24 protein-coding genes and 2 pseudogenes are annotated in these 24,336 nt (G+C 72.0%); 13 read left to right on the top strand and 13 right to left on the bottom strand.

What is annotated here, in order from left to right; genetic code table 11:
* Nucleotides 1-135: 135 nt before the first annotated feature.
* Nucleotides 136-1,074 (bottom strand): 3-carboxyethylcatechol 2,3-dioxygenase, encoded by a 939-nt coding sequence (locus tag ACFY3L_RS48315; RefSeq protein ID WP_389340570.1) that lies wholly within the window; start codon nucleotides 1,072-1,074, stop codon nucleotides 136-138.
* 190 nt (nucleotides 1,075-1,264) lie between these two features.
* On the opposite strand from ACFY3L_RS48315, the gene ACFY3L_RS48320 reads away from it, so the two are divergent.
* Nucleotides 1,265-1,954: an IclR family transcriptional regulator gene (locus ACFY3L_RS48320; RefSeq protein ID WP_389340571.1), complete on the top strand. Its 690-nt coding sequence runs from the start codon at nucleotides 1,265-1,267 to the stop codon at nucleotides 1,952-1,954.
* 156 nt (nucleotides 1,955-2,110) lie between these two features.
* Here the strand turns inward: ACFY3L_RS48320 and ACFY3L_RS48325 are convergent, their stop codons facing one another.
* The 3 genes from ACFY3L_RS48325 to ACFY3L_RS48335 are packed head-to-tail and all read right to left on the bottom strand — an operon-like array spanning nucleotide 2,111 to nucleotide 5,384.
* A complete protein-coding gene (locus ACFY3L_RS48325; RefSeq protein ID WP_389340573.1) occupies nucleotides 2,111-2,920 on the bottom strand; it encodes an SDR family NAD(P)-dependent oxidoreductase in 810 nt (269 codons plus the stop codon).
* Nucleotides 2,917-3,750: an alpha/beta fold hydrolase gene (locus ACFY3L_RS48330; RefSeq protein ID WP_389340575.1), complete on the bottom strand. Its 834-nt coding sequence runs from the start codon at nucleotides 3,748-3,750 to the stop codon at nucleotides 2,917-2,919. The genes ACFY3L_RS48325 and ACFY3L_RS48330 overlap by 4 nt, the downstream gene beginning before the upstream one ends.
* Entirely contained in the window at nucleotides 3,747-5,384 is a 1,638-nt protein-coding gene (locus ACFY3L_RS48335; RefSeq protein ID WP_389340577.1) for an FAD-dependent oxidoreductase, read from the bottom strand. Before ACFY3L_RS48335 ends, ACFY3L_RS48330 begins: the two co-directional genes overlap by 4 nt.
* A gap of 482 nt (nucleotides 5,385-5,866) precedes the next feature.
* On the opposite strand from ACFY3L_RS48335, the gene ACFY3L_RS48340 reads away from it, so the two are divergent.
* Nucleotides 5,867-6,850: a PAS domain-containing methyl-accepting chemotaxis protein gene (locus tag ACFY3L_RS48340; RefSeq protein ID WP_389340579.1), complete on the top strand. Its 984-nt coding sequence runs from the start codon at nucleotides 5,867-5,869 to the stop codon at nucleotides 6,848-6,850.
* 87 nt (nucleotides 6,851-6,937) lie between these two features.
* Complete coding sequence (locus tag ACFY3L_RS48345; protein WP_389340581.1) at nucleotides 6,938-7,939, top strand: zinc-binding dehydrogenase; 1,002 nt, start codon at nucleotides 6,938-6,940, stop codon at nucleotides 7,937-7,939.
* A gap of 703 nt (nucleotides 7,940-8,642) precedes the next feature.
* On the opposite strand, the pseudogene ACFY3L_RS48350 reads toward ACFY3L_RS48345, so the two are convergent.
* Nucleotides 8,643-9,263 (bottom strand): annotated as a pseudogene (locus ACFY3L_RS48350) (phosphoribosyltransferase); the annotation flags it as partial.
* 290 nt (nucleotides 9,264-9,553) lie between these two features.
* Here ACFY3L_RS48350 and ACFY3L_RS48355 point away from each other — a divergent pair.
* Both ACFY3L_RS48355 and ACFY3L_RS48360 read left to right on the top strand, forming a co-directional pair.
* Nucleotides 9,554-10,993 (top strand): AMP-binding protein, encoded by a 1,440-nt coding sequence (locus tag ACFY3L_RS48355; RefSeq protein ID WP_389340583.1) that lies wholly within the window; start codon nucleotides 9,554-9,556, stop codon nucleotides 10,991-10,993.
* Between the two features lie 14 nt (nucleotides 10,994-11,007).
* On the top strand, nucleotides 11,008-11,913 hold the full coding sequence (locus ACFY3L_RS48360) for a universal stress protein (RefSeq protein WP_389340585.1): 906 nt from the start codon (nucleotides 11,008-11,010) through the stop codon (nucleotides 11,911-11,913).
* 164 nt (nucleotides 11,914-12,077) lie between these two features.
* On the opposite strand, the gene ACFY3L_RS48365 is transcribed toward ACFY3L_RS48360, so the two are convergent.
* The 4 genes from ACFY3L_RS48365 to ACFY3L_RS48380 form a co-directional block, all read right to left on the bottom strand.
* Nucleotides 12,078-12,986, bottom strand: coding sequence for a universal stress protein (locus ACFY3L_RS48365; RefSeq protein WP_389340587.1), 909 nt, complete (start codon nucleotides 12,984-12,986; stop codon nucleotides 12,078-12,080).
* A gap of 69 nt (nucleotides 12,987-13,055) precedes the next feature.
* Nucleotides 13,056-13,532, bottom strand: a complete 477-nt coding sequence (locus tag ACFY3L_RS48370) for a response regulator (protein WP_389340589.1) — start codon at nucleotides 13,530-13,532, stop codon at nucleotides 13,056-13,058.
* Between the two features lie 452 nt (nucleotides 13,533-13,984).
* On the bottom strand, nucleotides 13,985-14,320 hold the full coding sequence (locus ACFY3L_RS48375; protein WP_389340591.1) for a hypothetical protein: 336 nt from the start codon (nucleotides 14,318-14,320) through the stop codon (nucleotides 13,985-13,987).
* A 180-nt stretch (nucleotides 14,321-14,500) separates the two neighbouring features.
* A complete protein-coding gene (locus ACFY3L_RS48380) occupies nucleotides 14,501-15,691 on the bottom strand; it encodes an MFS transporter (RefSeq protein ID WP_389340593.1) in 1,191 nt (396 codons plus the stop codon).
* A 417-nt stretch (nucleotides 15,692-16,108) separates the two neighbouring features.
* Here ACFY3L_RS48380 and ACFY3L_RS48385 point away from each other — a divergent pair, with 417 nt between their 5' ends.
* The 4 genes from ACFY3L_RS48385 (at nucleotide 16,109) to ACFY3L_RS48400 (ending at nucleotide 18,622) form a co-directional block, all read left to right on the top strand.
* Nucleotides 16,109-16,531: a hypothetical protein gene (locus tag ACFY3L_RS48385; protein WP_389340595.1), complete on the top strand. Its 423-nt coding sequence runs from the start codon at nucleotides 16,109-16,111 to the stop codon at nucleotides 16,529-16,531.
* A 138-nt stretch (nucleotides 16,532-16,669) separates the two neighbouring features.
* Nucleotides 16,670-17,131 carry a hypothetical protein gene (locus ACFY3L_RS48390; RefSeq protein WP_389340597.1) on the top strand — a complete coding sequence of 154 codons (462 nt, stop codon included), beginning with the start codon at nucleotides 16,670-16,672 and terminating at the stop codon, nucleotides 17,129-17,131.
* 39 nt (nucleotides 17,132-17,170) lie between these two features.
* Nucleotides 17,171-17,740: a DUF6461 domain-containing protein gene (locus ACFY3L_RS48395; RefSeq protein WP_389340599.1), complete on the top strand. Its 570-nt coding sequence runs from the start codon at nucleotides 17,171-17,173 to the stop codon at nucleotides 17,738-17,740.
* Between the two features lie 396 nt (nucleotides 17,741-18,136).
* Complete coding sequence (locus ACFY3L_RS48400) at nucleotides 18,137-18,622, top strand: hypothetical protein (protein ID WP_389340601.1); 486 nt, start codon at nucleotides 18,137-18,139, stop codon at nucleotides 18,620-18,622.
* A 65-nt stretch (nucleotides 18,623-18,687) separates the two neighbouring features.
* Here ACFY3L_RS48400 and ACFY3L_RS48405 read toward each other — a convergent pair whose 3' ends face one another.
* From ACFY3L_RS48405 to ACFY3L_RS48415, 3 genes are all read right to left on the bottom strand, one after another.
* Nucleotides 18,688-19,065 (bottom strand): VOC family protein, encoded by a 378-nt coding sequence (locus ACFY3L_RS48405; RefSeq protein ID WP_389340603.1) that lies wholly within the window; start codon nucleotides 19,063-19,065, stop codon nucleotides 18,688-18,690.
* A gap of 10 nt (nucleotides 19,066-19,075) precedes the next feature.
* Nucleotides 19,076-19,324 (bottom strand): DUF6193 family natural product biosynthesis protein, encoded by a 249-nt coding sequence (locus ACFY3L_RS48410; RefSeq protein WP_389340605.1) that lies wholly within the window; start codon nucleotides 19,322-19,324, stop codon nucleotides 19,076-19,078.
* An 88-nt stretch (nucleotides 19,325-19,412) separates the two neighbouring features.
* Nucleotides 19,413-19,754 (bottom strand): hypothetical protein, encoded by a 342-nt coding sequence (locus tag ACFY3L_RS48415; protein WP_389340607.1) that lies wholly within the window; start codon nucleotides 19,752-19,754, stop codon nucleotides 19,413-19,415.
* Between the two features lie 702 nt (nucleotides 19,755-20,456).
* On the opposite strand from ACFY3L_RS48415, the gene ACFY3L_RS48420 reads away from it, so the two are divergent.
* From ACFY3L_RS48420 to ACFY3L_RS48430, 3 genes and pseudogenes are all read left to right on the top strand, one after another.
* The gene (locus ACFY3L_RS48420) at nucleotides 20,457-22,268 is read left to right on the top strand and encodes a DUF6461 domain-containing protein (protein ID WP_389340609.1); all 1,812 of its coding nucleotides are present in this window, start codon (nucleotides 20,457-20,459) and stop codon (nucleotides 22,266-22,268) included.
* 147 nt (nucleotides 22,269-22,415) lie between these two features.
* Entirely contained in the window at nucleotides 22,416-22,898 is a 483-nt protein-coding gene (locus ACFY3L_RS48425) for a hypothetical protein (protein WP_389340611.1), read from the top strand.
* Nucleotides 22,899-22,938: 40 nt separating this feature from the next.
* A pseudogene (locus tag ACFY3L_RS48430) lies at nucleotides 22,939-23,073 on the top strand (AAA family ATPase); the annotation flags it as partial.
* 110 nt (nucleotides 23,074-23,183) lie between these two features.
* Here the strand turns inward: ACFY3L_RS48430 and ACFY3L_RS48435 are convergent.
* The gene (locus ACFY3L_RS48435; protein ID WP_389340696.1) at nucleotides 23,184-23,414 is read right to left on the bottom strand and encodes a hypothetical protein; all 231 of its coding nucleotides are present in this window, start codon (nucleotides 23,412-23,414) and stop codon (nucleotides 23,184-23,186) included.
* Between the two features lie 211 nt (nucleotides 23,415-23,625).
* Between ACFY3L_RS48435 and ACFY3L_RS48440 the strand changes: the two genes are divergently transcribed.
* Nucleotides 23,626-24,192 (top strand): RNA polymerase sigma factor, encoded by a 567-nt coding sequence (locus ACFY3L_RS48440; RefSeq protein ID WP_389340613.1) that lies wholly within the window; start codon nucleotides 23,626-23,628, stop codon nucleotides 24,190-24,192.
* Nucleotides 24,193-24,336: the final 144 nt, after the last annotated feature.

A 24,336-nucleotide genomic window follows, 5' to 3' on the forward strand; every position in this document is an offset into this window, starting at 1 on the left:
CGATGACGCCATGGTCAAGACTCACTTCGAACCCGTTGTCCGCAGGTCACGCAGGGCGTACCGGCAACGCCGGCAACGCCGGCAACGCCGGCAACCGCTCCGCACGTGCGGAGCGGTTGCCTGTCAGAGGCTGCGCTACCTGGGCAGTGCCGTGGTGGTGGCGAAGCCGGCAAACCATTCGGGGATGGCGCGGTAGTAGCTCGAGCTGACCGCATAGGGACCTTGGGCGGCCAGCGCCGCGTAGGCCGCGATCCAGGTGCGGACCTCGTGAGCCGAGTGCCCGCCCTCCTCCACGAACCAGTCGTTGCCACGGCTGTCGAGGGTGTCGAAGTCGCCGTCCGCGAGGGCCCGCAGGACGAGCGCGTCCCACTCGGGGTTGAGCGGGCGGTAGGGGCCGCGGCCCTGCGCGAACTCGCGGGCCGCCGCGACGGTCCGGCCCTCGCGCTGCGCCCGCTGCTCCCGGGAGGGGTTGCGGCCGCGCTTCAGCCGTTCGACCACCTCGGGCGGCGCCTCCGCCAGCCGTGGCACCGGCGGATCGTGCGACAGCCCGCCCGACCCCACGACGAGCACCCGGCGGTCAAGACCCCGAGCGGCTTCCCCCACCGCCGCGCCCAGCAGCCGGGCCCGGACCGCGGGGCCAAGCGGCTCGGCGACGCAGTTGATGAAGATCGGGACCACCGGCACCGCGGTGAGGGATTCGAAGAGGAAGGTCAACGGCTGCACCAGCCCGTGGTCGACCTGCATGTCCTCGGAGATGGCGACGTCGACGCCGGCGTCGAGGACGGTCTTGGCGATGGCGTGGGCGGCGTCGCTGTCGACGTCCAGTGGGCCGGACGGCAGGCCGTAGTCGCCCACCGAACTCGCCGCGGCACCGACACAGAAGGCGGGCATCATGTCGTAGAGGAAGCCGTTGTAGTGATCCGGGGCGAAGACGACAACCAGGTCCGGGGCGAAGCCGGCAACGAACGCGCGGGCCCGGGCCAGCACCCCGTCGACCTCGGCCCGCACCTGCGAATCCGGGTCGTGGAGGCCGATCAGCGGCGAATGGGAGGTCGTGCACAGCGCGAGTGGCATGGCGGGTCCCCTCTCGACCCGAGACGGGCCGGGGTGTATCGTTATTTACATCAGCCTGCTCGTTATTTGTACGAGGTTACGCACGGCCGGCACGGCCGGTCAACGGGTCGACCGCCTCCGTGGGAAGCTGTTGACCCGGACGCCGGCAGCCGGCGGACCGGCCCGATCAAGGGATCACAAGGGGATAGGCATGACGGAACAGTCGGCGGGACGCACGCAGGTGGGCAGCCAGACCCTCGCCCGCGGGCTTCGGGCGCTGCTCTCGGTGGTCGAGTCGCCCGACGGCATGACCATCCAGCAGCTCGCCACCGAGCTGGACGTCCATCGCTCGATCGCGTATCGACTGCTGCAAACCCTCGCCGACTTCGGTTTCGTCGCCCAGAGCGCCGACAACTTCTACCGGGCCGGCCCACGCCTCGCCACCCTCGCCGACGCCTATCTGCCCACCCTGCGCGAGCACGCCATCCCGGTCATGCGTGTGGTGGCCGACGAGCTCGGCTGCACGGTGTCCCTGTTCGTCGCCAACGGCGCCGAGGCGGTGTCGATCGAGCTGGTCGAGCCGACCACCACGACGCACCACATCGCCTTCAAAGCCGGGATGCGCACCCCCATCAACCGCGGCGCGGCGGGCTATGCGCTGCTGGCCGCCGGACCCCAGGTCGCCGGGGAGCCGGTGGAGGTGAAGCTGGCCCGCGAACGTGGCTACGCCACCAGCGTCGGCGAGATCGAGATCGGCTGCTACGGCGTGGCGGCACCCATCCCCAACTGCCGTCCGCGCGCCTGCCTCAACCTCATCACCTACCGCGAGGACCAGGCCAAGGCCGCCGAGGCGTCCATCCTCAAAGCCGCCAGGCAGGTCGGCGAGGCGCTGCCCGCATAGCGCCCCGGTGACGTCGGAGGACACATCCCCCGGTTCCAGCCGCCGGAACGGGTCGCGCACGGCTACTCTTGAGCGGCGCTGGAAGTCCGGCGAAGAAGGGCGCGACGGCGCCTTACCCGGCCGCGACCTGATCGAACAGCGGCCACGTCGGCCCCTTCACGAAGCTCCCTCCGCGGCCGGCAGCTCCAGCGGCCAGATGTTGGTGAGGCCACCGTCGACCACCAGGTCGTGGCCGGTCACGTGGCCGGCCAGCCGGGACGACAGGAACAGAACGGCGGCCGCGATGTCGTGCGGTCGGGCGAGCTTGCGCAGCGGTGTCCGAGCGGCGTTCGCCCGGTTCGCGCTCTCGAACCGCGGGTCGGCCGCCATCCGCGGGGTGAGCGTCGCTCCGGGTGACACCGCGTTGACCCGAATTCCGTGCGGTCCGAGCTCGACGGCGGCCGTGCGGACCATCGACAGCAGCGCGGACTTCGCCATCCCGTACAGGCCGTGCCCCGGGGCGCTCGTGAACGCGGACACGGACGCGATGTAGGTGAGCGACCCCCCGCCGGCCCGCCGCAGATACGGCACCGAGGTCCGCAGGACCCGCACGGCCTGCGCGGTGACCACGTCGCTCTGCCAACGCCAGTCGTCGTCACCGGCGTCGGGCAGCGGCTTCCACCGCACGAGGCCCACGACGTCGGTGACCCCGTCGACGCGGCCGAACCGTCGCTCGGCGTCCGCCAGGACCTGGGCGAAGGCGTCGGGAGCGGTGATGTCGCAGACCGCGGCGACGCCGCCGACCTCCGCGGCGACCGCGGTGGCCTGGGCCTCGTCCACGTCGACGCAGACGACGAAGGCGCCGGCGGCCGCGAGTGCCGTGGCGGTCTCCCGGCCGATGCCCGGCCCGACGCCGACGACGACATGGACCTGGCCGTCGAGCCGGATGAGGCCGGTGTAGTCGTCTGAGCGCAGCTGCCCCCTCATCCGCAACCGCCGCCGCTCGGGCCGGCCAGGAAGTCCAGGATCTGGCGGTTCACCTCGGCCGGCTGCTCGATCTGGGGGCAGTGACCCGCGTCGTCGATGACGGTGCTGCGCCCGTCGCGCACCTGGCCGGCGAGGTGGCCGGCCCATCCGGGTGGCTTGAGCTTGTCGGCGCCGCCCTCGACGAACAGGACCGGGACGGTGATCCGGCCGTAATCCGGCTCCCCACGTCCCCCGCCCGCGACGGCGGCGTCCGGGCGCCGGAACCTGGCGGCCGCGACGGCCTCCCAGGCGCCGGGCGCCGTGCTGGACTCGAACCGCCGCCGGACGTAGTCGTCGTCGGCCGGGTAGGACGGGTCATGGAACAGGGCTGCGACCAGGCGGCGCATGGCGGGGAAGGTGGCGTCGTAGTCGTACAGCGCGTCCACGTGCTCGTTGCTGAGGATCTCTCCTCCACCGCAGATCGCGACGATGCGCCGGATCGGCAGGAGCGGGACGTCGGAGGTGGCGTCGACGAGCAGGTTCACCGCACCCATGGAGTTGCCGATGAACGTGGCGGACTCGATGCCGAGCGCGTCACAGAACCGTGCGACATGCCGGATCCGCATCCGTCTGCCGTGCACGAAGTCGATCACCTTGGCGGTCCGGCCGTAGCCGAGCTGGTCCGGCGCCACCACCCGGTAGCGTTCGGCGAGCGCCGCGATGGTGTGCTCCCACGCGAGCTCGGCATCGGCGCCGAACTCTCCGCCGTGCAGGAGCACCACCGGCTCACCCTCGCCGGCCTCCACGAAGCCGGTGGTGAGCCCGTCCACGACAATCGTCCCGCGTCTCATGCCATCGGCGCCTTCGAACCGGTGACTGCGTGATGTGCGGCCCGGTGCCCCCAGGTGAGCGCCGGACCGATGGTGCCGCCGGCGCCGCCGTAGGCCATGCCGGTGGTCCCGGCCATCGCGTTGCCGGCGGCGTACAGGCCGCCGATCGGCTGGCCGTCGAGGTTGAGGACCTGGCCGTTGTCGTCGGTGCGTGGCCCGCCCTTCGTCCCCATGCAGCCGATGTCGACGCGCACGGCGTAGTACGGTGCCGTGTCGATCGGGCCGAGTGTCCGCGCGGCGACGCTCGGGGCGCTGGTGTCGCCCCAGTGCCCGTCGTAGGCGCTCTGCCCGCGCCCGAAGCGGGGGTCCCGCAGGTGCTCGACGTCGCGGTTCCACGACGCGACGGTCGCGTCCAGGACTGGTCCGTCGATGCCGACGGCGCCGGCGAGCTCCGTGAGGGTCGCGGAGCGGTGGAACCAGTCGGGTGCGGGTTCCTCCGCGGTGACGCCGAGGAACCCGTAGCGCGCCAGATGCGTGTGGTCGAAGACGATCCAGGCCGGCAGGTTCGGGTATTCGAACCGGGCAGGATCGAACTGATGGAACGCGCCGCCGAGACTGTGGTAGTCGCTGGCCTCGTTGGCGAACCGGTGACCGTGCCGGTTGACCATGATGGTGCGCGGGCGGGTGCGCTCCAGCCTGACGCTGCGGTGGCGTTGCTGGCCGCCGAACGTGTCGCCGGGAATCCGCACGATCGGCACCCACCACGCCTCGGCCATGGTGCCCAGGGCGGCCCCGGCCTTCATCGCCATCCGCAGGCCGTCGCCGGTGTTGTTCGGCGGTGAGGTCGGGCCGTTCATCGGACCCCGCAGGAACGCCTTCACCAGGCTGCGGTCCCATTCGAACCCGCCGGTGGCGATGACGACGCCCCGCCGGGCGTGAACGACCCGGCGACCGTTCGGCCCTTCGACGACGACCCCGGTCACGGTGTTGTCCCGCACCACCAGGTCGACCGCCCGCGTGGAGGTCTGCGGCTCGACGCCGAGGTCCAGCAGTCCGCGCAGCAACGCGGCCACGAGCGCGGCACCGGCCACCCTCATGTCGCTGCTGTCGGCGGCCACGCCGTCGCTCGTCGTGGCCGGGTCGCCCCAGATCCGCGCCCGCGTCTCCGCATCGAAGCCGACGTTGCTGTAGTCATTGGGGAACGCGGTCAGCCGATCGGCCCACTCGCCGAGGCCGGTGGCGTCGAACGGCGCGGGGCTCAACGACCGCCCGCCTCCCGGCTTGCCGCCCGGCAGTTCGGGCTTGTAGTCGGGGAACCCGGCGGTGACGGACAGCCGCAGCGGGGTGTGCCGCTCCAGAAACCCGACGGCGGCCGGGGCGGAGCGCACGAAGACCTCCGCGAGCTGCTCGTCGATCGTGCCGTTGGACAGTGCGCCCAGGTAGGCCAGCGCGTCCTCGGCAGGCAACGGCGCAGGCGCGTCGGGGCGCTCGTGGGCGGGGACCCAGACGACACCGCCGGAGACGGCGGTGGTCCCGCCGACGGTCGGCGTCTTGTCGAACAGGCCGACAGACGCGCCCAGCGCGGCGGCCGTGACCGCTGCGGACAGGCCGCCCGCGCCGGTGCCCAGCACCACCACATCGTAGGTGTCGGTCATATGGGGGTTGCTCCGTTCCTGTGACCCGGATCAGAGTGTGTGCAACTATAGTGCTCCGAAGAGCTATATATACACACCCTCAAGGCACGCATCCGTGTTGTCAACCCCGCCGGCGGTCAGACTTCTAGGCCACCGCACAGTGCAGGAGGGAATGGCTGGCCGCTTACGGCCATATCCGGCCGATCACACACCGCGATGCCAGGATGTCGGAGTCGTCGAACCGGGCTACGGCTGCAGCGGCATCCCAGAGGGACGAATTCTCGGTTGGCACCCGAGGTCCCACCTGACCTGATTGCCAGGCTTGTGTCCGCCCGGTGGTCGAAGACCGGCCGGCCCCGGCCTCACGCCGAGGCGGTTTGCTGAGCCACACTATGACCAGCCAAAAACGCTCAGGTCCGCGCCGGGCAGTCGATAGGGAGGCAAAGAGGACGCGGAACGGAGTTAAGCGGATGGGCTGGTGGCGCGGAGCACAGGACACGGCCGTGATCGGTGCCGCGGCGACGGACGACCCGCGACTGGCTGCGGCCTTGGCGGAGTGCGACGCCTTGCGGGCAGAGGTCGAGTCGCTGCGCAGCGGGCAGTCTGCCGCCATCGAGCGGTTCGAACTGATGACCGACGCGGCCGGGATCGGCCTGTGGGACATGGACGTGGTGGCGGACGACCCGGTGAACCCGAACAACACGTTCAACTGGTCGCAGGACTTCCGTCACATGCTCGGCTTCACCGACGAACGCGACTTTCCGAACATCCTGTCCAGCTGGGCGTCGCGGCTGCATGCCGAAGACGTCGACCGGGTGGTGGCCGCGTTCCTGAACCACCTCAATGACCGGACCGGGCGGATCCCCTATGACATCGAGTACCGGCTGGCGCTGAAGGACGGCAGTTACCGCTGGTTCCGCGCAACGGGGGCGACGAAACGGGACCGCAACGGTGTGCCGTTGCGCGTCGCCGGGGCGCTGTTCGACATCGACAACGAGAAGACGTTGATGGCCACCGCCGAGCACCAGCTCGGCCAGCTGACCGCGTCCGCAGCGAAACTCGGCCAGGTCAGCCACGACCTCGGCGAGGCCGTGACGGCGGCCGCGGCACGTGCAGACGAGGCCGCGGCGACGATCGCCAAGCTGGACGCCAGCAGCATCGAGATCGGCAACGTCGGCAAGCTGATCACCAGTATCGCCGGCCAGACCAACCTGCTCGCCCTCAACGCCACCATCGAGGCGGCCAGAGCCGGCAGTGCGGGCAAGGGCTTCGCCGTCGTCGCGGGCGAGGTCAAGGAGCTGTCGACCGAGACGGGTCAGGCAACTGAGCAGATCGAGGTGCAGATCAAGGAGATCCGCTTCCAGACCAGCGAGGCGGTCAAGAGCATCCAAGAGATCAACACCACCATGCAGGCGCTGCGCTCCACCCGGGAGGCGGTGGACTCCCTCGTCCAGGAGCAGAACGTGACAGCACCGCAATTCCGTTAGCCCGCAGCTCGCCGGGCCGCTGCCGAACGGTGCATCTCGTCTCGCACCTGCCGCCGGCAACGGCCGGTGGTGGGGCATCATGGCTGGATGGACGACAGCGCGGGCGTGGCGGTGCGGCTGCACGGCGTCGGCGCGCTGCGCGTCGCCGGCGAGCCCCGGCCGGTCGCCGGTGACGGCATGAGCCTGGTGCGGGTCACCGCCGTCGGGCTGTGCGGCTCGGACCTGCACTGGTTCACCCACGGCGGCATCGGCGACGCGCAGCTGAGCAGGCCGGTCGTGCCGGGCCACGAGTTCGCCGGCGTCGTGACGGGCGGTCCTCTGCACGGCCGCCGCGTCGCCGTCGATCCGGCCATCCCGTGCGGGCGCTGCGCCAGGTGCCTCGAGGGGCACGGCAACCTCTGCCCCACGGTCCGCTTCGCCGGTCACGGCGAGCTCGACGGCGCGCTGCGTGAGTGGCTGGCCTGGCCGACGGACCTGCTGCACCCGCTGCCCGACAGCCTCTCCGACACCGACGGCGCGATGCTGGAGCCGCTCGGCATCGCGATCCACGCCTTCGACCTCGGCCACCTGCGGCTCGGCGGGTCGGTCGCGGTCGTCGGCTGCGGACCGATCGGCCTACTGCTGATCCAGCTCGCACGAGTCGCCGGGGCGTCCCGGGTGGTGGCGATGGATCCGCTCGTACACCGGACGGACGCGGCACAGGGATTCGGCGCCGACGAGACGGTGACGGCCGACACCGCGGACCGGTTGGACGGCGTCGACGCCGACGTGGTGTTCGAGGTGGCCGGCAACGACAGGGCGGTGCGCGCCGCGGTGGTCGCGGCCCGCCCCGGCGGGCGGGTCGTCCTGGTCGGTATCCCGGACGAGGACACGACGACGTTCCCGGCCGGGGCGGCCCGGCGCAAGGGCCTGACGTTCGCGATGTGCCGGCGGATGAACCAGGTCTATCCCCGCGCGATCGACCTCGTCCAGCGCGGGCGGGTGGACGTCGCGTCGCTCGTCACGCACCGCTTCGCACTGAGCCAGGCCACTGAGGCGTTCCGCACCGCGGTCCGGCGGGCCGGCCTGAAGGTCGTCGTCACGCCGTAGATCCGGCGGCCTGCCGTAGTCCGTGCTTCAGGAACCAGCCGCGCGCCTGCCTGGCGGCAGTGGTGACGGCGCCCGGTTCGTCGAGCACGTGCGTGGCGCCGGGCACGACGAACAGGTGGTTGGGGCAGCGCAGCTGGGCCTGCGCGGCCCGGTTGAGCGCCAGGACCCGGGTGTCGCGGCCACCGACGATGAGCAGGGTGGGGGCGGTCACCGCGGCCAGCCGCCGCCCGGCCAGGTCGGGGCGGCCGCCCCGGGAGACGATCGCCGCGACGCCGGCATGCGGCTCCGCCGCCGCCCATAACGCCACGCCCGCGCCCGTGCCGACACCGAGCCAGCCGACCGGCAACGTCGCGCACAGCGGGTGCTCGCGCACCCATGTGGTGACCTCGGTGAGCCGGCGGGCGAGCAGCGCGATGTCGAACACCTCGGCCCGGCCGGCCGCTTCCTCCGGGGTGAGCAGGTCGAACAGCAACGTGGCGAGCCCGCCCTGGTGCAGCACGGCGGCGACGTCCTCGTTGCACGTACTGTGCCGGCTGTTGCCGCTGCCGTCGACGAACACGACCAGTCCGTCGGCGTCGGCGGGCACGGTGAGGCGCCCGGGCATGCGCAGGGCATCCGGGCAGACGACGACCTGCTCGTCGTGCCAGTGCGCCCGGGCCGTTGCCGGGCGGCTCGCCGCCCTGTGCAGGATGAGCAGGTCGCGGACCTCGTCGTCGGTGGTCGGCGTGAAGTCCTCGTACGACTCGCTGACCGACGACAGCCGGTTCAGTGGCCGGACGTGGACCACCTCGTCACAGTCGCGCAGCAACGGTCCGATCGCGTCAGCGGGCGCGACCGGGACGGCGAGGACGACCCGGGCGGCGCCCCGGGCGCGGGCGACCCACGCGGCGGCCCGTGCGGTGGACCCGGTCGCGATGCCGTCGTCGACGATGACGACGGTCCGCCCCGCCAGGTCGATCGCCGGCTGGTCGCCGCGCAGCAGCCTGGCGCGGCGGCGCAGTGCCGCCAGCTCGGTCCGCTCGACCGCGGCCAGCGCCTCGTCGCTGATCCCGGCCAGGTTGATGATGCGCGGGTTGAGGACACGCACGCCGTCCTCGCCGATGGCCCCCATGCCGAGCTCGGGCTGCCACGGCACGCCGAGCTTGCGCACGACGATGACGTCCAGTGGGGCGTGCAGCTCGTCGGCGACCTGGGCGGCGACGGGCACGCCGCCGCGGGGCAGTCCCAGCACCACGACGTCCTGGCCGCGCAGCCGGGACAGCTTGCGACCCAGTTGGCGGCCCGCATCGACCCGGTCGCTGAAGGGCGGGGTTGCGATCTGCATGATCCACCTCCCGGTGGCAGTGGCGGCCGGCGGCACTGCCGCGGGCGCATGCAGTGACCGACCGCCGTCCGGACCTCGTACAGGGTCGCGCGCGGCCCGCACATCGACCTCACCCGGCAACCGTGACGCGGTGGCGGCGGCGACCGTCAGGGCCGGAGGTCCCGTGCCGCCGCCGCACCCCCGCCGGGCGCGACGGGACGCCGCGCTGGGCGTGCCGGACGATCCGCGCGACGCTGGACACGACGAGCATCCGCGACGCAGCCGTTCCTCAGGAACGGAGATGGCATCCGATGAGCGAACGCATCCGGAAGACGAAGGCCGACCGCGAGCGGGCCAACCTGGCCGACTACGCCTGGGTCCGGCACGACTTCACCTGGCAGCACGCCCGGTCGTGGCTGTCCGGCCTGCCCGGTTGCCGCGGGCTCAACATCGGCTACGAGGCGGTCGACCGGCACGCCGCCGGCGAGCGGGCCGATGTCGTCGCGCTGCGCTGCGTGGACCGCTCCGGCGCCGTGCAGGACCTCACGTACGCGGAACTGGCCCGGCGCACGGGCCGCTTCGCCAACGCGCTGCGCGCCAGCGGCATCGGCCGCGGTGACCGCGTGTTCACCCTGCTCAACCGTACTCCCGAGCTGTACGTGACGATGCTCGGCACGCTGCGCGGCACCAGCGTGTGCGCGCCGCTGTTCCCGGCGCTCGGTCCGTCACCGATCCGGGAACGGCTGTACCGCGGCGGTGGCAAGGTCCTGGTGACCACGCCCGAGCTGTACAGGCGGCGGGTGGCACCGATCCGTGGCGCCCTGCCGGAGCTGCGTCACGTGCTGGTCGTCGGCGACGGCCCCGCGCCGGAGGGCACCGAGTCGTTCGCGGCCGCGGTCGACGCGGCGGCGGACACCTTCGAGGTGCCGCCGACCGACCCTGCCGACATGGCGTTGCTGGACTTCACCAGCGGCATCACCGGCGCTCCCAAGGGCGCGGTCCACGTGCACGAGGCCGTCGTGGCGCATTACGCCACCGCCCTGTACGCGCTCGATCTGCACCCGGATGACGTGTTCTGGTGCACCGCCGACCCCGGTTGGATGACCGGCATCGCGTACGGCATCGTCGCGCCGCTGGTGCACGGCGCCACGGTCGTCGTCGACGCGGCCGAGTTCGACGCCCGCCGCTGGTACGACACGCTGCAGCGGCTCCGGGTCACGAACTGGTACACGGCGCCGACGGCGCTGCGGATGCTCATGCGGCACGGCGCGCCGCTGGCCCGCCGGCACGACCTGCCGGCGTTGCGGTTCATCGCCTCGGTCGGCGAGCCGCTCAGCCCGGAGACGGTGGAACGGACGCGGGAGGTCTTCGGCCGGCCCGCGCACGACACCTGGTGGCAGACCGAGACCGGCGCGATCATGATCAGCAATTATGCGGGCATGGACGTCAAGCCCGGCTCCATGGGCCGTCCGATGCCCGGCGTCGACGCGGCGCTGCTGGAGCGGGGCGAGGACGGGCGGGCCCGGATCGTCGACGGCGCCGTCCGCGTCCTGGACACCCCGGGCGCCGTCGGCGAGCTGGCCCTGCGCCCCGGCTGCCCGTCGATGTTCCGCGGCTACCTCGGCGACGAGGAGTCCTACCGCGCCGCGTTCGCCGGCGGGTGGTACCTCAGCGGCGACCTGGCCAGATGCGACGACGAGGGCTACTACTGGTTCGCCGGCACTACGCCCCGCGGCGGAGCTCACCCCTAGCACAGGAGGTCACCATGGTTGCCGAACACGCTGTCGTCGTCGGCGTCGACGGTTCCCCATCCAGCCTGGCAGCTGTCGACTGGGCGGCCGCGGAGGCGGTGCGCCGCGGCCGGCCGATGCACATCCTGAACGCGTTCCAGTGGCCGCCGCCGATCTACGCGCCGGCCGTCCCGCCGTCGCCGTCACCGTTCGAGCTCGGGATCCAGGAGGCGGCCGCGCGGATCGTCGCCGACGCCGCCGACCGGGCGAGAGCGGCCGCGCCCACGGTGCGGCTCACCACGGCCACCCGGCCGGAGTCGGCCGCGGTGGCGCTGCTGGACACCGCCAGGGCCGCCGCCGAGGTGGTGGTCGGCAACCGCGGCCACGGCGGCTTCGCCGGTCTCCTGCTGGGCTCGGTCAGCGCGCAGGTCGCTGTGCACGCCCCCTGCCCGGTCGTGGTCGTGCGGCACCTCGACCGCCCGCCCGGCCCGGAAGCGGGGCGCGTCGTGGTCGGGGTCGACGGCTCGCACGACGCCGCCGACGCGCTGCGGTTCGCGTTCGAGCACGCGTCGTCGTGCGGCGCCGGCCTGACGGCCGTCCTGGCCCACCGGCGGGCAGCCTCGTCCAGCCGCCCCGACGGCCCGCTGGCGCTGATCGTCGACGCCGACGACCTGGGCGAGGACGTGCAGCGCACGCTGGCTGAGTCCACTGCCGGGTGGCGGGAGAAGTACCCGGACGTCGACTTCCGCACGATCACCGTGCGCGGCCGGGCCTCAGGGGTCCTCGTCGACCGGTCGGCAGGCGCCCGGCTGCTGGTGGTCGGCTCCCGCGGCCGCGGCGGGTTCGCGGGGCTGCTGCTGGGCTCGGTGTCCCTCACCGCCATCCAGCACGCGGCCTGCCCCGTCGCCGTCGTCCGCCACGCGGAGCGCGGACCGTCGTAGCGGACCACACCGGGCGCGCCGATCCTGCCGCACGGCCGCACGGCCGTGCGGCGCACGTCCGGTCCGCGCACCACGGACGCACTGAACGGACCGTGTGCGCGACCGGTCCCTGGTGCCACCGCGACCGCCCCAGTGGTCCGGCGGCGGACCGATCGGTCGTGTGCCTACCGGCAGATGTCGCCGTTCGGCGCGCTCAGCACCCGGTCGGCCGCGGCGACGACCGCTACGGGGCAGCCCGCGTCGCGCAGCAATCCGCCCGTGACCGGGCCGAGGATCCGCGCGCCGGTCTCGAGCCGGCTCCGCGCGGCCACCACGATCATGCAGGCGTCCCGCGTCAGCGTCGCGATGCCGTGCTCCACGTCGGGGCCGTGGACGACGCACCGTTCGATCCGCACGTCCGGGTACCGGGCCGGCCAGCCGGCCAGCGACTCCGCCAGCAGCCGCTCGGCCAGGTCTGCCGGCGTCGACCCGACCGTCGGCGGCGCCGGCACGGACAGGCCCGCGAGAAGTTCGGACCGGTGCCAGTGCCCCGCGGTCGCGGCGTCGCTCAGGTGGACCACGCGCAGCGGCACGCCGCGGCGCGCCGCCTCGTCGAAGGCGAACTCCAGGATTGCGTCGGACGCGGCGCCGCTGGCCAGCCCGGCCATCACCGGGGCGCCCTGCGTCGCCGGCCGCGCCGGGACCACGAGCACCGGCACGGCGCTGCGGCAGGCCACCGGGCAGGCCCCCGAGCCACCGTCCGGGCGAGCCGCCGCTGCCGCGGCCAGGACGACCAGCGACGCCTGCGGTGCCTGGGCGACCAGGGCGGCGGCGAGGTCGCCGCAGACCATCCGGGCGTCGACGTCGATCGACCGGCCCGCGGCGGCGACTGCCCGCATCATCCGGGCCAGGGCGGCGTCGCGCGGCGGCCACGGCGCTTCGGGGAGCGCATCGGGGGGCGGTGGGGCGAACGCCGAGAACAGATGCAGCGGCTGGTCACGCAGCCGCGCCTCGACGGCTCCGGCCCGCACAGCCACCAGTTCGTCGTCGGCGTCGTCGAGGCCGGCGAGCACCGGCCGGGCTTGGAAGGTCATGGCCTCGGCTCCTGTCATGTCGGCGGGGCTCACACCCCCCAACGTGCCACCGGCCCGACGCCGGCCGCGTCACTCGTCGACGGCGTCGAGGCGGCTGACGTCGGAGACGCGACTGGGCAGGGTGACGGTGTGGCCGTAGAAGTTGCGGATCTCCGCGACGACGCGCTCGAACTGGTCGAGGTCGATCGGCTTGGTGACGAACGCGTTGGCGTTGCGGCTGTAGCTGGCCACGATGTCGCTCTCCGTCGACGACGTGGTGAACACGATGACCGGGATCGACTTGAGCTTGTCCTCCTGCTTGATGAGCGTGAGCGCCTGGCGTCCGTCGACGCGCGGCATGTTCAGGTCCAGCAGGATCAGGTCGGGCCGGGGTGCGTCGGTGTACGGCTCCTCCCGGTGGAGGAACGCCAAGGCCTCCCCGCCATCGGCCACATGGTGCAGCTCGCTGCGGATGCGGTGATCTTCGAAGACGCTCTCCATCAGCGCCACGTCGGCGGGGTCGTCCTCGACGAGCAGGACCTGCAGGACGGACGGCTCAGTCGGCATCGCGGTGCTCTCTGCTGGTTGGTCCGCCGCCGAGCGGCGTGGTCGGAGCGTCACAGTCGGCCGTACGGGCGGCCGAGCCTCGGTTGTCCACCATGTACCCCCTCCGGTGCGCGCCCGCCCCGCCGGCGACCTTGACAGCGGTACAGTACGGCACCGTTGGAGCACTGCCCGAAGATCCTCACCCGGAAACCTGCGCCGCCGGTCGACCGCCGGCACCGGCTGACATGAACCTCCGCCGATCGGTTCGAATTCGGCAGCCGGCCACGGGAACGGCATCGCCCGGTCACCGGCGGTAGCCTGCTGCGTGCCGTACGGGGCCGGGGCCGGGGACGGGCTACGGACAGGGGCTTGGACGTCGGCAGTGCACGGTGGCGGGTGCTCGCGCCGCCGGTTCACCAGAAGGAGGCCGACGGGCTCGACCACCTCCTGCGGCACCTGCCCGGCGCGGCGCCCTACAACGGCCACGACTGGAGCGGCACCACGACGGGCAGGTGCCGTTCGACGACTTCCTCACCACCCACGTCGACCGGATGCCCCTCGAGGGCCGCCTCGGCCTCGTCCGGCAGCCGGCCGTGTCCCTGGAGATCGCCCACACGCACGGCCTCAGCCACCGCGCCCTGTCCCCCGCCTGCGTCCACGTCCGCCGCCGCATCGCAGTCTGCCGCGGCGAAGACCACCGCCACACCGCCGGCCACGAAGCAGCCCGCGAAGCCGGTCGCGACGACCCCGGCGAAGGCCGCCACCCCGCCTCCGCCCGCGAAGACCACCCCGCCGGCCACAAAGGCCACCGCCGCGAAACCGCCGCCACCGGTCAGGAGATCATCTGGCGGCTCGGCGCACCGGACCCGAGCCAGGCGCCGCGCCGCACCGTGAAGGGCTGGCTCAGGGACATCATCAAGTCGATGGAGCGACCCCCGGGCAGCCCCGCGCCGGCTCGCACGGGGACCACGCCTGCGTGCCCGTGCGACTCAGCCGGGGTCGGCGGCGCGGAACGCCCGGCCCCACGCCACGACGAGGGCCAGCGCGACCGCGCCGGCGGCCATCGCCACGAGCGGGATCGCCGTCACCGAACCGGCCGCGTAGCACCATGAGCCGAGGGCCGAGCCGGAGACGATGCCGATCTGGAACACGATGCCGTACACGGCGTTGGCCGGTTCGGCGGCACGGCCCGGCGCCCGCCGCAGCACCGCCAGGGAGGTCGCCACCACGAGGACAGAGAAGGTGCCGCCCCACACGAGCAGCATCGGCACTCCCGCGTACGGCGCCGCCGCCAGCCCCGCCGACCAGACACCGGCGAGCGCGACCACGAAGACCACCGAGGCCGCACGGGTACTGGTGATCGGGCGGGTGTCGCTGAACCGCCCACCGAGGTTGCTGCCGACGACCGCGCACACGCCGTACACGAGCAGCAGCACGGTCAGGGCGGTGCCGTGCAAACCGAGTCGTTCGGCCGCGAACGGCGCGACGTAGGTGAACAGCGCGAAGTGCCCGACCACCGTGGCGACCAGCACGCCGAGGACGGCGACGAGGCCCGGCAGCCGCAGCACCTCGGCGAGCCGGGGATGGCCCGCGGGCCCGCCGGGCTCGCCTGGCCCGTCCGCGAGGGACGGCACCAGGAACAGCACGGCCACGGCGAGCAGCAGCGACACCGCGGCGATGGCGAGCAGCGCGGCCCGCCAGCCGGCGAGCTGCCCCAGGCCGGTGGCGAGCGGCGTGCCGACGACGAGCGCCGCCGAGCCGCCGACCATCACCCGCCCGGCCGCACGTCCACGCGTCGACGGCCGGGCGAGGCGCTGCGCGGTGGGTGCGGCGAGCGCGAAGAACAGCCCGTGCCCGACCGCGGCGAACCCGCGGCCGAGGGCGAGGACCGTGAGGTTCCCGGCGAAGGCGGACGCGACGTGTCCGGCACTGAACGCCGCCGTGCTCGCGGCGAGGACCCAGCGGCGGTCGAACCGGGCCGTCCACCGCGTCAGCGGGACCGCGGTGCCGCCCGCGACGAGGGCGTACCAGCTGATCGTCAGCCCGACCCGGCTCTCGGTGGTGCCGGCCCCAGCGGCGATGTCGCTGATCAGCCCGATCGGGGTGGTCTCGCCGGTGACGACGATGAAGGCAAGGGCCGCCAGGGCGAGCGTGGCGACGGTTTCGGTACGCGGTTGCATCGGCACCGACTCTGTCACGCCCCGGCCCGGCGCCGCCTTCGAACGTGATCCACGACTCGCCGACCGCCCGAAGCGGCTTTGATGCGCAGCCGACCCGCCGGCCTGAAGCGCAGCCGACTCGCTGAGGCTCACACAGAGCCCGACCGCGATCGGTTTCCCCGTGACCGGCCAGCCGGTCCTCGGCGACGCTGCCGCCGCGGGTGAGTGGCACTCGCAGCAGCCGCTCTGGCACGCCGTCCGCGGATCACCCCGCCGACCCGGCATGGCGTCGAGTCTGCTCCACGAGTGCCGCCACGTGCCTGGCCATCGACGCCCCCTCACCGCGTCACCGGAGAGGCCATCGATGCCGGGTATGGTGCGTCCAGTGGACGGTGATGAGGTCGACGAGTGGGGCGACATCGTCGTTGAGTCGACACATTGCTGTCCCTTCTCGGCGACGACTCCTCGGTCTTGCGGTGCGCGGCAGCGTACGCGCTCGCGACCGGAGCTGCCGACCGGGCTGATGTCACCGCGGCCCTGCGAAGCCGGCTGGCAGCCGAGACCGTCCCGAGCGCTCAGGTCAGCACCGTGCTCGCTCTGGCGCAGCGCGCACGCGAGCACGGAAGCGGCGCGGCGGCACTGGAGTGGACCAAGGGGCTGTGCCTCGACAGGGAAGCGCCAGGCGGCGTCAGGTACGGTGCGGTCATCGCATGGTTGTGTCTGACGAATGCACCGGTACCTGCAGAATTGGCCCGCGTTTTCCGCGAAGAGATCATCTCCGATCTGCCGGACGTGCCCTGGCTGAGCTACGTCGACAGGGTTCCCGGGCTGCCCGCCTGGCAGGACCGCATGACCGCCTGATGGAGTGAGCGGGCGGCACGCCGCCGACCGTCTCATGCTCGGAGGCCAGGCAAGTGCTGCCTGGAAATGCGTAGCAGGCATCCGCTCCGCTTCCGTTCATCCGGACAGCGGTTCGATCAGCTCGGCCGGATCGGTGCCGTGCAGCCACAACGCCCGCGCGGCGGGGACACATGCCCACCGGTCGCCTATGAGGCGGGCTACCGCACCGACACCATCGGTCGCCACGCGGGTGGTGAGTTCTACGCGGCGGTGCACGGCGCCAGCCGGGACGTCGACGATCCGGCTGAGAGTTTCGGCTGGTACGCCTACGTGCACCGCTTCGACCACGACGGCCGGCACGAGGCATCCACGATCCGCAGGATCGCCCTGAGCCGCTACCTCACCGACCCGGACGCCGCCGACCGAATCCTCGCCGCGCTCCTGGACGAGCTCGATGCGCCGCGGTTCGGCGACATCGCCATCCGGCCGTTCCGCCTCACCTACGACGGCGTCGTGTTCGGCCTGATCGACGAGTCCGACCCCGATCGCGGCGGCTGGGCCGAGCTCTACCCCGACCGGCTCGGCTTCAACCCGCCGTGGGACGGCACCTACAGCACCTGACCGGCCACCCAGCCTCGGAGGGGACGGTACGTTGACGTGGTGTACGGCGAAGTTGTTGCGCACTACGCGGCATTGCTCGAGTCATGGCCGCAGTTGAACGATGGCATGGGTGTCACGTACGTCCAGGGCCTGAATCACGACGCCGTCATTCTCGCGTTCGGCGGCCATCCGGCGGACGCGATGATGCTGACTGTCGACGAGGCGATCGACGTCGCGCTGGCCGGACGACCGTCCGTGGACTCCGTCCTGGTCCGCGAGGCGGGCGAATGGATCGTGGTCGTCGAGCCGCTCAGCGGTTACCGCGGCGAATCCGCACCGGTGCTGCAGGCCGTGGCGAGCGTACGGGCCGTCAACGTGTTCTGGAGCATCGCCGGACCGGCCAGCTTCTCCATGGCGGCCGCCGGAGAGACGGCGTTCTGGCTGGATCTGAACGACTCCAGCAACGACAGGCTGCCCGCCGACATGGCGCCGCTCGCCGAAGCCTTGGGGCTGTGGGACAGCGACTGGTACGCGCCTGCCCTCGCACTGGCCGAACTCCTCACGGGCGTCCGGCTGACCGATGAGTTTCTTGCCGGCAAGTTCACCACCGTGCTGCTGCCGCAGCAGTAGCCACGGTTCGCTGGTGCGGGCGATCCAGGCCATCAGAGCACGAAAGCACGCGCGCCTTGCAGCCTGATGGCGACATTCTGCGGTGCGTCGACTCGCACGCTGACAAGATGGTCAGAACACCGGCTACCGACGCGGAATCGCGCTCCCCAGCCACGCTGCCGTCGTGGTCGACCGACCGTGCCACGACGATCGGCGGGCCGCCAGGGGCTCACCGAGCTGTACACAACATCCCCACGACTTCGGCGCGTCGCTCATCGGCGGAGTCGCGCCCTACACCAACGCCCTGCCGGCCCTCCGCGCTCACGGACAGCGGCAGAATGTGAAGGTTTCGTGGCGATGTCGCGCGGTGCGTCCTCACGGTCAACCGGCTGGCCCGTAGCGTGGCACAGTGCGGTCATGAGCGACAGGCAGGCACGACCGGCGTCGTGGTGGCCGGTGTGGGCGATGTTGCGAGGGTTGGCCATCGGCGCCGCGAGCGCAGCTACCGCCGCGGCCGTTGCGTTCGCGATTATCGGGCTTGCGCCGGAAAACACCTCGGCGTGCGACAGCGACCTCGTGTGCTTGCCGGACCTCGGACCGGCGCTCCTTGCCGTCACTTCGATGCCCCTGGCGATCGCGATCGTGGGACCGATGGTCGCTCACCTGTTCGGCGCGTCACGGCCCGGGTTCTTCGCGGTCCCGGCCGCGTGGGCGATGGTGCTGGCGTGCGTCGGGCTGGGTCCCGCCGACGGCCAGGACCGCTGGCCGTTCAACGACGCATTCAGCAGCATTGTGATCCTGCTGGTCCCGTACTGCTTGATCGCGCTGTGGGCCTTTCGGCAGCAGACGACGGGATCGGGCACGACGCCCGCCGACGATCCGGCAGTTGAACAAGAGAGCTGAGCCCCCCGAGCGCCGCCCGTGACGGGTGAGTCGGCGAACCGCAGGCCGACTCGTGAGCCCCGGCCTCAGCCGCCGTACGGCACGGTGATGATCTCGAGGTTGTGACCGTCGGCGTCCTGCCAGTACAGCCCGCGCCCGCCGTCGTTGGTGTTGATCCGTCCCGGCTGCCGGTGGTACGGGTCCGCCCAGTACGGCAGCCCGTGCGCCCGGATGCGGGCGAGGATCTCGTCGAACTCCACCTCCGACACGAGGAACGCGTAATGCTGGGGATGGATGGCGCCGCCGTCCTGCGCGAAGTCGAGCGAGCAGCCGTTGGCGAGCTCGACGACCAGGAACGGCCCGTACGGAACCGGCTCCGCGAGGCCCAGCAGCTCGGCGAGGAGCCTGGCGGAGCGGTCCCGGTCACGCACATGGACGATGGTGTGGTTGAGCTGGACAGGCATGACGTCCAGGCTACGCGGCGCCGGGCCCGGCTGGTTGCAGGTGCTGCAGCACCAGTGACAGCGCCTCGGTGGCCGAGCGGGTTTCGCCGATGAACTCCGGCTCCAGCTGCGGCCCGAACACGTAGTAGCGTTCGCGGGGACGCGGCCGGATGTGCGGCACCGGATCCGGGGGCGAAACGGTGGCGCCGGCGCTGAAGTGCACGTCGGCATGGCTGGTGTACGGGCAGGGCCCCGGCCAGATCACCGACCGCCACGACATCCGGGTACCACCGCGCGTCCAGCCGGCCCACCCCGGCCATCGCACCCATCCCGCCATTGTGCCGCGGTTCGCACCGGACCGGTAATGATCAATTTCGCAGGTCCATGCAGTACCCCATGCCTCGGATGTACGTGGCCGGCGGCGGCATCGAGTCGTCTCCCGGATGTACGCGAACATAGAGGGAGATGTTCCCTGGCGGCGGCAGGGTCGCCTGACTGACCAGCGGAAGCCTGTAGGTGAAGCGCTTGGTGGCGGGGTTGTACTGCATTCGCACGGTGCCGCGGTACTTGTCGCCTGCCGGATCACCGTTGTAGTCGAGCGTCACGGTGAGATCTTCGGGGCTGTAGTCGCCGGGCCAGACGTCAGCGATGACCTCAGGCCCCTCCGGCGCAGGTGAGGTACATGCGGAAGGGTCGATCTGGTCGGGCACCGCGCGGACTGAGCGGACAGTCGCGGGCCTTCGGTCAGGCGGCGCGGGGCTGACTCGCCCCACCTGCGAGGGACCGTGAGAGATCGTCGATGACGGCCCGACAGGCGGCGGAGTCGTACGGCCGGTCGATGCCGGCATCGGACCCGGTGCCTCCTGATCAGCGGCGTCACACCCCGCGAGAGCGACGACCGAACATGCGAGACCGGCGACGACGTACCGGCGGCAGACGAATGCCGTAACGCTGATCAACACGCCGAGAGAATAGCGTCGATCGACTCGAACAGCGGTCACTGTCCAGACGACGTTGACTACGTCAGCACCGGGCGGGGCTTGTTCAGCTCGGGGAACAGCGGCACGCCCCTGCCGGTGACGGCAGGAAGTACCCACAGCCTGTACTTCCGCATCCCGATCCTCCCCTGTGTACCTGCCGCGCTGGGACGGACCCAGCGCACCGCCCTTGGGGCGCTTGTCTCCTGGTGTCACAAACCGTACGCACAGTTGTCCGGCGCTTCGTCTGAACGAGTTGAGACCAATTGGAAGCGGCCGTCCAGGCGCCTCCGCCGGCAGACCCATCTTGTGCCTCCGCCTTCCGAATGAGTGCCGGTAAAGCGCCCGCCGTCTTGCTGCCGCGGACTGCATCGGTGCGCTTGGATGAGTCCGGTAGCGTACGGGCCGACGTGATCGGGCGACGGGGGGCGGACGATGAGTGATGGGCTTGCGGACTTCGTCGCGGCGGCGATGCCGGTGTTCACCGGGCGGGTTCCCGTCACGCCCGCCCGGACGCTGGGGCGGCTGGGTGCGCCGGAGGAGGCGGTGTTGCGCACTCCGGACGCGCGTGCCTTCGACGGTACGGACGGGGGTGAGCCCGCGTGCCTGACCGCGCTGCGGGCGCTGGGGCCGCTCCTGGTGGAGCGTTTGCTCGGCGCGCTCGAACTCGCCGTTGCCGGTCACGATTGGAGCGGCGCGCCGAGCCTCACAGCGGACCTGCCGCGTCCCGCGCCGGGTGGGTACGCCTGGGTGGCGACCGGCGGGCACGACAGCGAGGCGACGTCCGCCGCCGCACTGCTGGAGCGACTGCATCCAGGACTGGCCGACCGCACCGTTGCCCTGGCGACTGGGATCGCGGCACACCCGGCGGTCGCGCGGTTGCTCACGATCCCGCCGGCGGTGACGGACGAGCCCGCGATCGCCGCCCGTCACGGCGCCGCCCATCTCGGCCTGGCCGTGGCGGTCGCCGGTGCCGTGGTCGATCAGGCAGCTCCGCCGGCGGTCGTGGAGCGTGCCGCTGCCATCGTCGGCCTCGGTGCCGGCGCGGCGGCACTGCTGCTACGCGAGCGCCCCATGCCGCCGGCCTACGCGGCGGCGCTGCTGGCCAAGGTCCGCGCGGAGTACCTCCTGCCGCGCCACACGTACGGCTCGACAAACGTGGCCGGGAACCGGTTCGGGCTGACCGAACGCGAGGTCGTCGGGCAGGCCGACTTCGCCGGTAACGGATTGGTGGCCGTGACCGACGGCGGCGTCGTCATCCGTACCGGGGTCGCGCAGGGATCGGTGCGCGTCGAACTGGCCGTGCTCGCGCAGGCACCGGCCGAGGTCGAGTCAGGGTGGGAGGAGATCGTCGAGGTCAGCTGGCGCGCCGCCGAGGGTCGAGCGTCGGTGATCGCGCCGGACGGCGCGGACAGTCCGCGGCTGCGCCGGCAGACCCCGCCATGGCCCGGCGACTACCGGGTGCGGGTGCACGCCCGTGGCCGCGATGACCTCGACACCGAATTCGAGCGCTACAAGCTCATCGTCTGGGCGGCGCCGGCCGCGCCGGAGACCGTGCACCAGCGTACTGACCGGCTCGGCCACCGGCTGCGCGGCGAGCCCGAGCCGGTCCGGCCGCCACGCCCCGAACACGCCTACCGGTGGGTGCGTCGCAGCCCGCTGTCGGTGGCGGCGACGGTCACGGTTGTCGCCGGCGCAACGCTCGAACAGACGCTGCGCGCATTCGGCGCCGACCCGAACCGGCCCGAATCGATCGACGACATACGGCGTATTCTGTCGTCATCCGGCGCCATCGAATCGTGGGTCACCGCGCTGGATGCCGGCGACGCGGTACTGGTCGTGGAGGACAACGGTTACCGCGGCTCGAATGCGGCGGTGCTGTGCGCCGCGTCAGCCTCCGGCCGGGCGGCCAGCATGTTCTGGAACGTCAACGCGGTAACCCGGCTCTCCTTCGCCGAGGGCGGCCAACTGCTCGCCTCGTTCGAACCGTGGGGACGCGACGAGACGGTCCCGCCGAAGGTCGCCGCGGTCCTCGCCGGGCTCGACTTCGCCGAGCCCGGCGACCGGACGGAGAAGGGACTGGTGGCGGTCGAGCGGTTCACCGGCCGTGGCATCACAGCGGACGACCTCACCCTGATCCTCGAGGCCGGCGTCGGCTACCGCGTCCCGCGCGCGCTGTCACGGTCGGCCCGCTTCAGCTCCCGGGGAAACCCGCCCCAGGAAGCTGGTCGACCCGACGTCCGGTGAGTGTGCGCAGCGCTCGCCGTACGGTGGAAGCGGATGAGCATGCCGGCTCGTGTGGCGTCGCCTCGACGAATCCGTGCTCGTCTTCACCCTGCCAGACGACGCCGAAGCGATGTCCTGGGTGCCGGCCCGCGATCGCATACTTGAGTGATGTCAACCGATGATCACGAGCCGGCGGAGTGGACCGTTCGCGGGCTTGCTGTGCCTTCGGCGCTGGTCGTGCTCATGGAGGCGGGCGCCTGGCGGGATCCGGACCCCGCGGCATTGCACGAGGTGATGCCGTGGTTCGCGGACCCGCTGGTGTTCCTGACCAGTATCGAGTGGATGCGGCGGGAGAACAGGTCCCTGGACCTGTTCCCTCGCCAAGCGTCACTATCAGCGCTCTTCCGAACGGCGCGGGGCAGTCGTACCGCCGGCCGGGTCGAACTGCCGTGGCTCGATGTCGAGCAGGCCATACTGATCGCCGTCAACCGGAACCCCGGTGACGATGTCGCCGTGGCACTGGACCTGCGCACCAGCCCGGCCGACCCCGCCGTGGTGGCAAGCGACTTCTGGAGCGACCCGAGACAGTGCCACTGGCGTCCGGTCACACCCACGTTCACCGAATTCGCCACCCGACTACACCTGACATAGCTTCGATGATGAGGCGTTCGGCTCGGTCGGTGAGGTGATGATGCAACCGACGCTGTTTCTGACGGTGGGGCTCCCGTGTACCGGGAAGACCACTGCCGCTCGACGCATCGAGATCGAGCAGGAAGCGCTTCGTCTCACGAAGGACGAATGGGTGAAGGCTCTCTTCGGGCCCGAGAATCCGCCATCGGCCGGGGACGTGGCAGCCCACCGGCTGGATTCGCGACGTGGGACGAGTGGCGCGGGCACCGCTGGCCACCATCGGTCTCCTGACATGTGCGCTGACGATCAGGCCACATCGTCACCCGGAGGCGGATCCGCTTGCTTCATCCACGGGCCGGGCAGCAGCGGCACGATGTCGGCGCCCTCGTTGCCAGACGGGTCCAGGCTCAGCAGGTCCTCGAACAACCCAGCCAGCACCTGTCCGCTCGGCGGCTCGCCGGCTCGAGTCTGCACGAGAGCCCACGCCGGTAGGTCGTCGCAGTCGTCGCGGCCGTCGTCCTCGAGGTAGTACAACATCGAGAACACGGTGTCGTAGGCAACCGACCGTGCGAACTGGATGAGTTCCTCGCGGTTCGCCCCATCGGCCAGCAGGCGGCGGGCGATCCTGTTCCGCTCGGTGTCGCGACGCCCGGTCCGCGACGGAACGCCCGCCCGACATCTCCGCTTCCTTCGCAGTCACGTGCAACAGAGTGCGGCGTGCCGGCAATAGTACGGTGTGACGGTCCAGATGAGCCCTACCGACCAGGAGTTGTGGTCGGCGACGGCGGCCGGCGACGCGGCGGCCTTCGCCGTGCTGTTCGACCGCTACGCGCGGGCGGTGTACAACCACGCGTTCAAGCTCACCGGATCCTGGTCGCTGGCCGAGGATGTCACCCAGTCAGCGTTCCTTGTCGCTTGGCGCCGGCGTGCGGACGCTCGCCTGGTCGACGGTTCCGCGCTGCCCTGGCTCCTCGTGGTCACCGCCAACACGGCCCGCACCGAGGCTCGCTCCGCACGACGCTGGCTCGCGCTGCTGCGACGGCTGCCGGCGGAGCGTGGCACCGACGCTGATCTGTTTGACGAGGTCGCGGCCCGCGTCGATGACGAGCGGCGGATGCGCGCGATCCTGGCCGCCGTGCGTCGGCTGCCGCGAGCCGAGCGGGAGGCGGTCGCGCTGTGCGTGTGGTCCGGCGTGTCCTACGCCGACGCCGCCGCCGTCCTCGGCATCACCGAGGCCGGGCTCCGCTCCCGGGTCAGCCGGGCGCGCGCCCGGCTGACCCGCCAGCTGTCCCACGACACCACGGAGGATCGATGAACGACCTGTTCACCCCACCGGTGGAGCGGGATCTCCCGCCCGGCAGAGTGCAAGAGATACGCACCAGGCTTCTCGCCGACATCACCGAACCGGCGCGGCAGCCGGCGCGGCCGGCGCGGCCGGCGCGGCGCCGTGTCGGTGTCG

It is taken from the genome of Dactylosporangium sp. NPDC000521 (genome assembly GCF_042898305.1).
Taxonomy (GTDB): domain Bacteria; phylum Actinomycetota; class Actinomycetes; order Mycobacteriales; family Micromonosporaceae; genus Dactylosporangium.

Bases quoted from the DNA above. Each gene is read 5' to 3' on its own strand.
- ACFY3L_RS48315 (WP_389340570.1), bottom strand. From the start codon at position 1,074: ATGCCACTCGCGCTGTGCACGACCTCCCATTCGCCGCTGATCGGCCTC.
- ACFY3L_RS48320 (WP_389340571.1), top strand. From the start codon at position 1,265: ATGACGGAACAGTCGGCGGGACGCACGCAGGTGGGCAGCCAGACCCTC.
- ACFY3L_RS48325 (WP_389340573.1), bottom strand. From the start codon at position 2,920: ATGAGGGGGCAGCTGCGCTCAGACGACTACACCGGCCTCATCCGGCTC.
- ACFY3L_RS48330 (WP_389340575.1), bottom strand. From the start codon at position 3,750: ATGAGACGCGGGACGATTGTCGTGGACGGGCTCACCACCGGCTTCGTG.
- ACFY3L_RS48335 (WP_389340577.1), bottom strand. From the start codon at position 5,384: ATGACCGACACCTACGATGTGGTGGTGCTGGGCACCGGCGCGGGCGGC.
- ACFY3L_RS48345 (WP_389340581.1), top strand. From the start codon at position 6,938: ATGGACGACAGCGCGGGCGTGGCGGTGCGGCTGCACGGCGTCGGCGCG.
- ACFY3L_RS48355 (WP_389340583.1), top strand. From the start codon at position 9,554: ATGAGCGAACGCATCCGGAAGACGAAGGCCGACCGCGAGCGGGCCAAC.
- ACFY3L_RS48360 (WP_389340585.1), top strand. From the start codon at position 11,008: ATGGTTGCCGAACACGCTGTCGTCGTCGGCGTCGACGGTTCCCCATCC.
- ACFY3L_RS48365 (WP_389340587.1), bottom strand. From the start codon at position 12,986: ATGACCTTCCAAGCCCGGCCGGTGCTCGCCGGCCTCGACGACGCCGAC.
- ACFY3L_RS48370 (WP_389340589.1), bottom strand. From the start codon at position 13,532: ATGCCGACTGAGCCGTCCGTCCTGCAGGTCCTGCTCGTCGAGGACGAC.
- ACFY3L_RS48380 (WP_389340593.1), bottom strand. From the start codon at position 15,691: ATGCAACCGCGTACCGAAACCGTCGCCACGCTCGCCCTGGCGGCCCTT.
- ACFY3L_RS48400 (WP_389340601.1), top strand. From the start codon at position 18,137: ATGAGCGACAGGCAGGCACGACCGGCGTCGTGGTGGCCGGTGTGGGCG.
- ACFY3L_RS48405 (WP_389340603.1), bottom strand. From the start codon at position 19,065: ATGCCTGTCCAGCTCAACCACACCATCGTCCATGTGCGTGACCGGGAC.
- ACFY3L_RS48410 (WP_389340605.1), bottom strand. From the start codon at position 19,324: ATGTCGTGGCGGTCGGTGATCTGGCCGGGGCCCTGCCCGTACACCAGC.
- ACFY3L_RS48420 (WP_389340609.1), top strand. From the start codon at position 20,457: ATGAGTGATGGGCTTGCGGACTTCGTCGCGGCGGCGATGCCGGTGTTC.
- ACFY3L_RS48425 (WP_389340611.1), top strand. From the start codon at position 22,416: ATGTCAACCGATGATCACGAGCCGGCGGAGTGGACCGTTCGCGGGCTT.
- ACFY3L_RS48435 (WP_389340696.1), bottom strand. From the start codon at position 23,414: ATGTTGTACTACCTCGAGGACGACGGCCGCGACGACTGCGACGACCTA.
- ACFY3L_RS48440 (WP_389340613.1), top strand. From the start codon at position 23,626: ATGAGCCCTACCGACCAGGAGTTGTGGTCGGCGACGGCGGCCGGCGAC.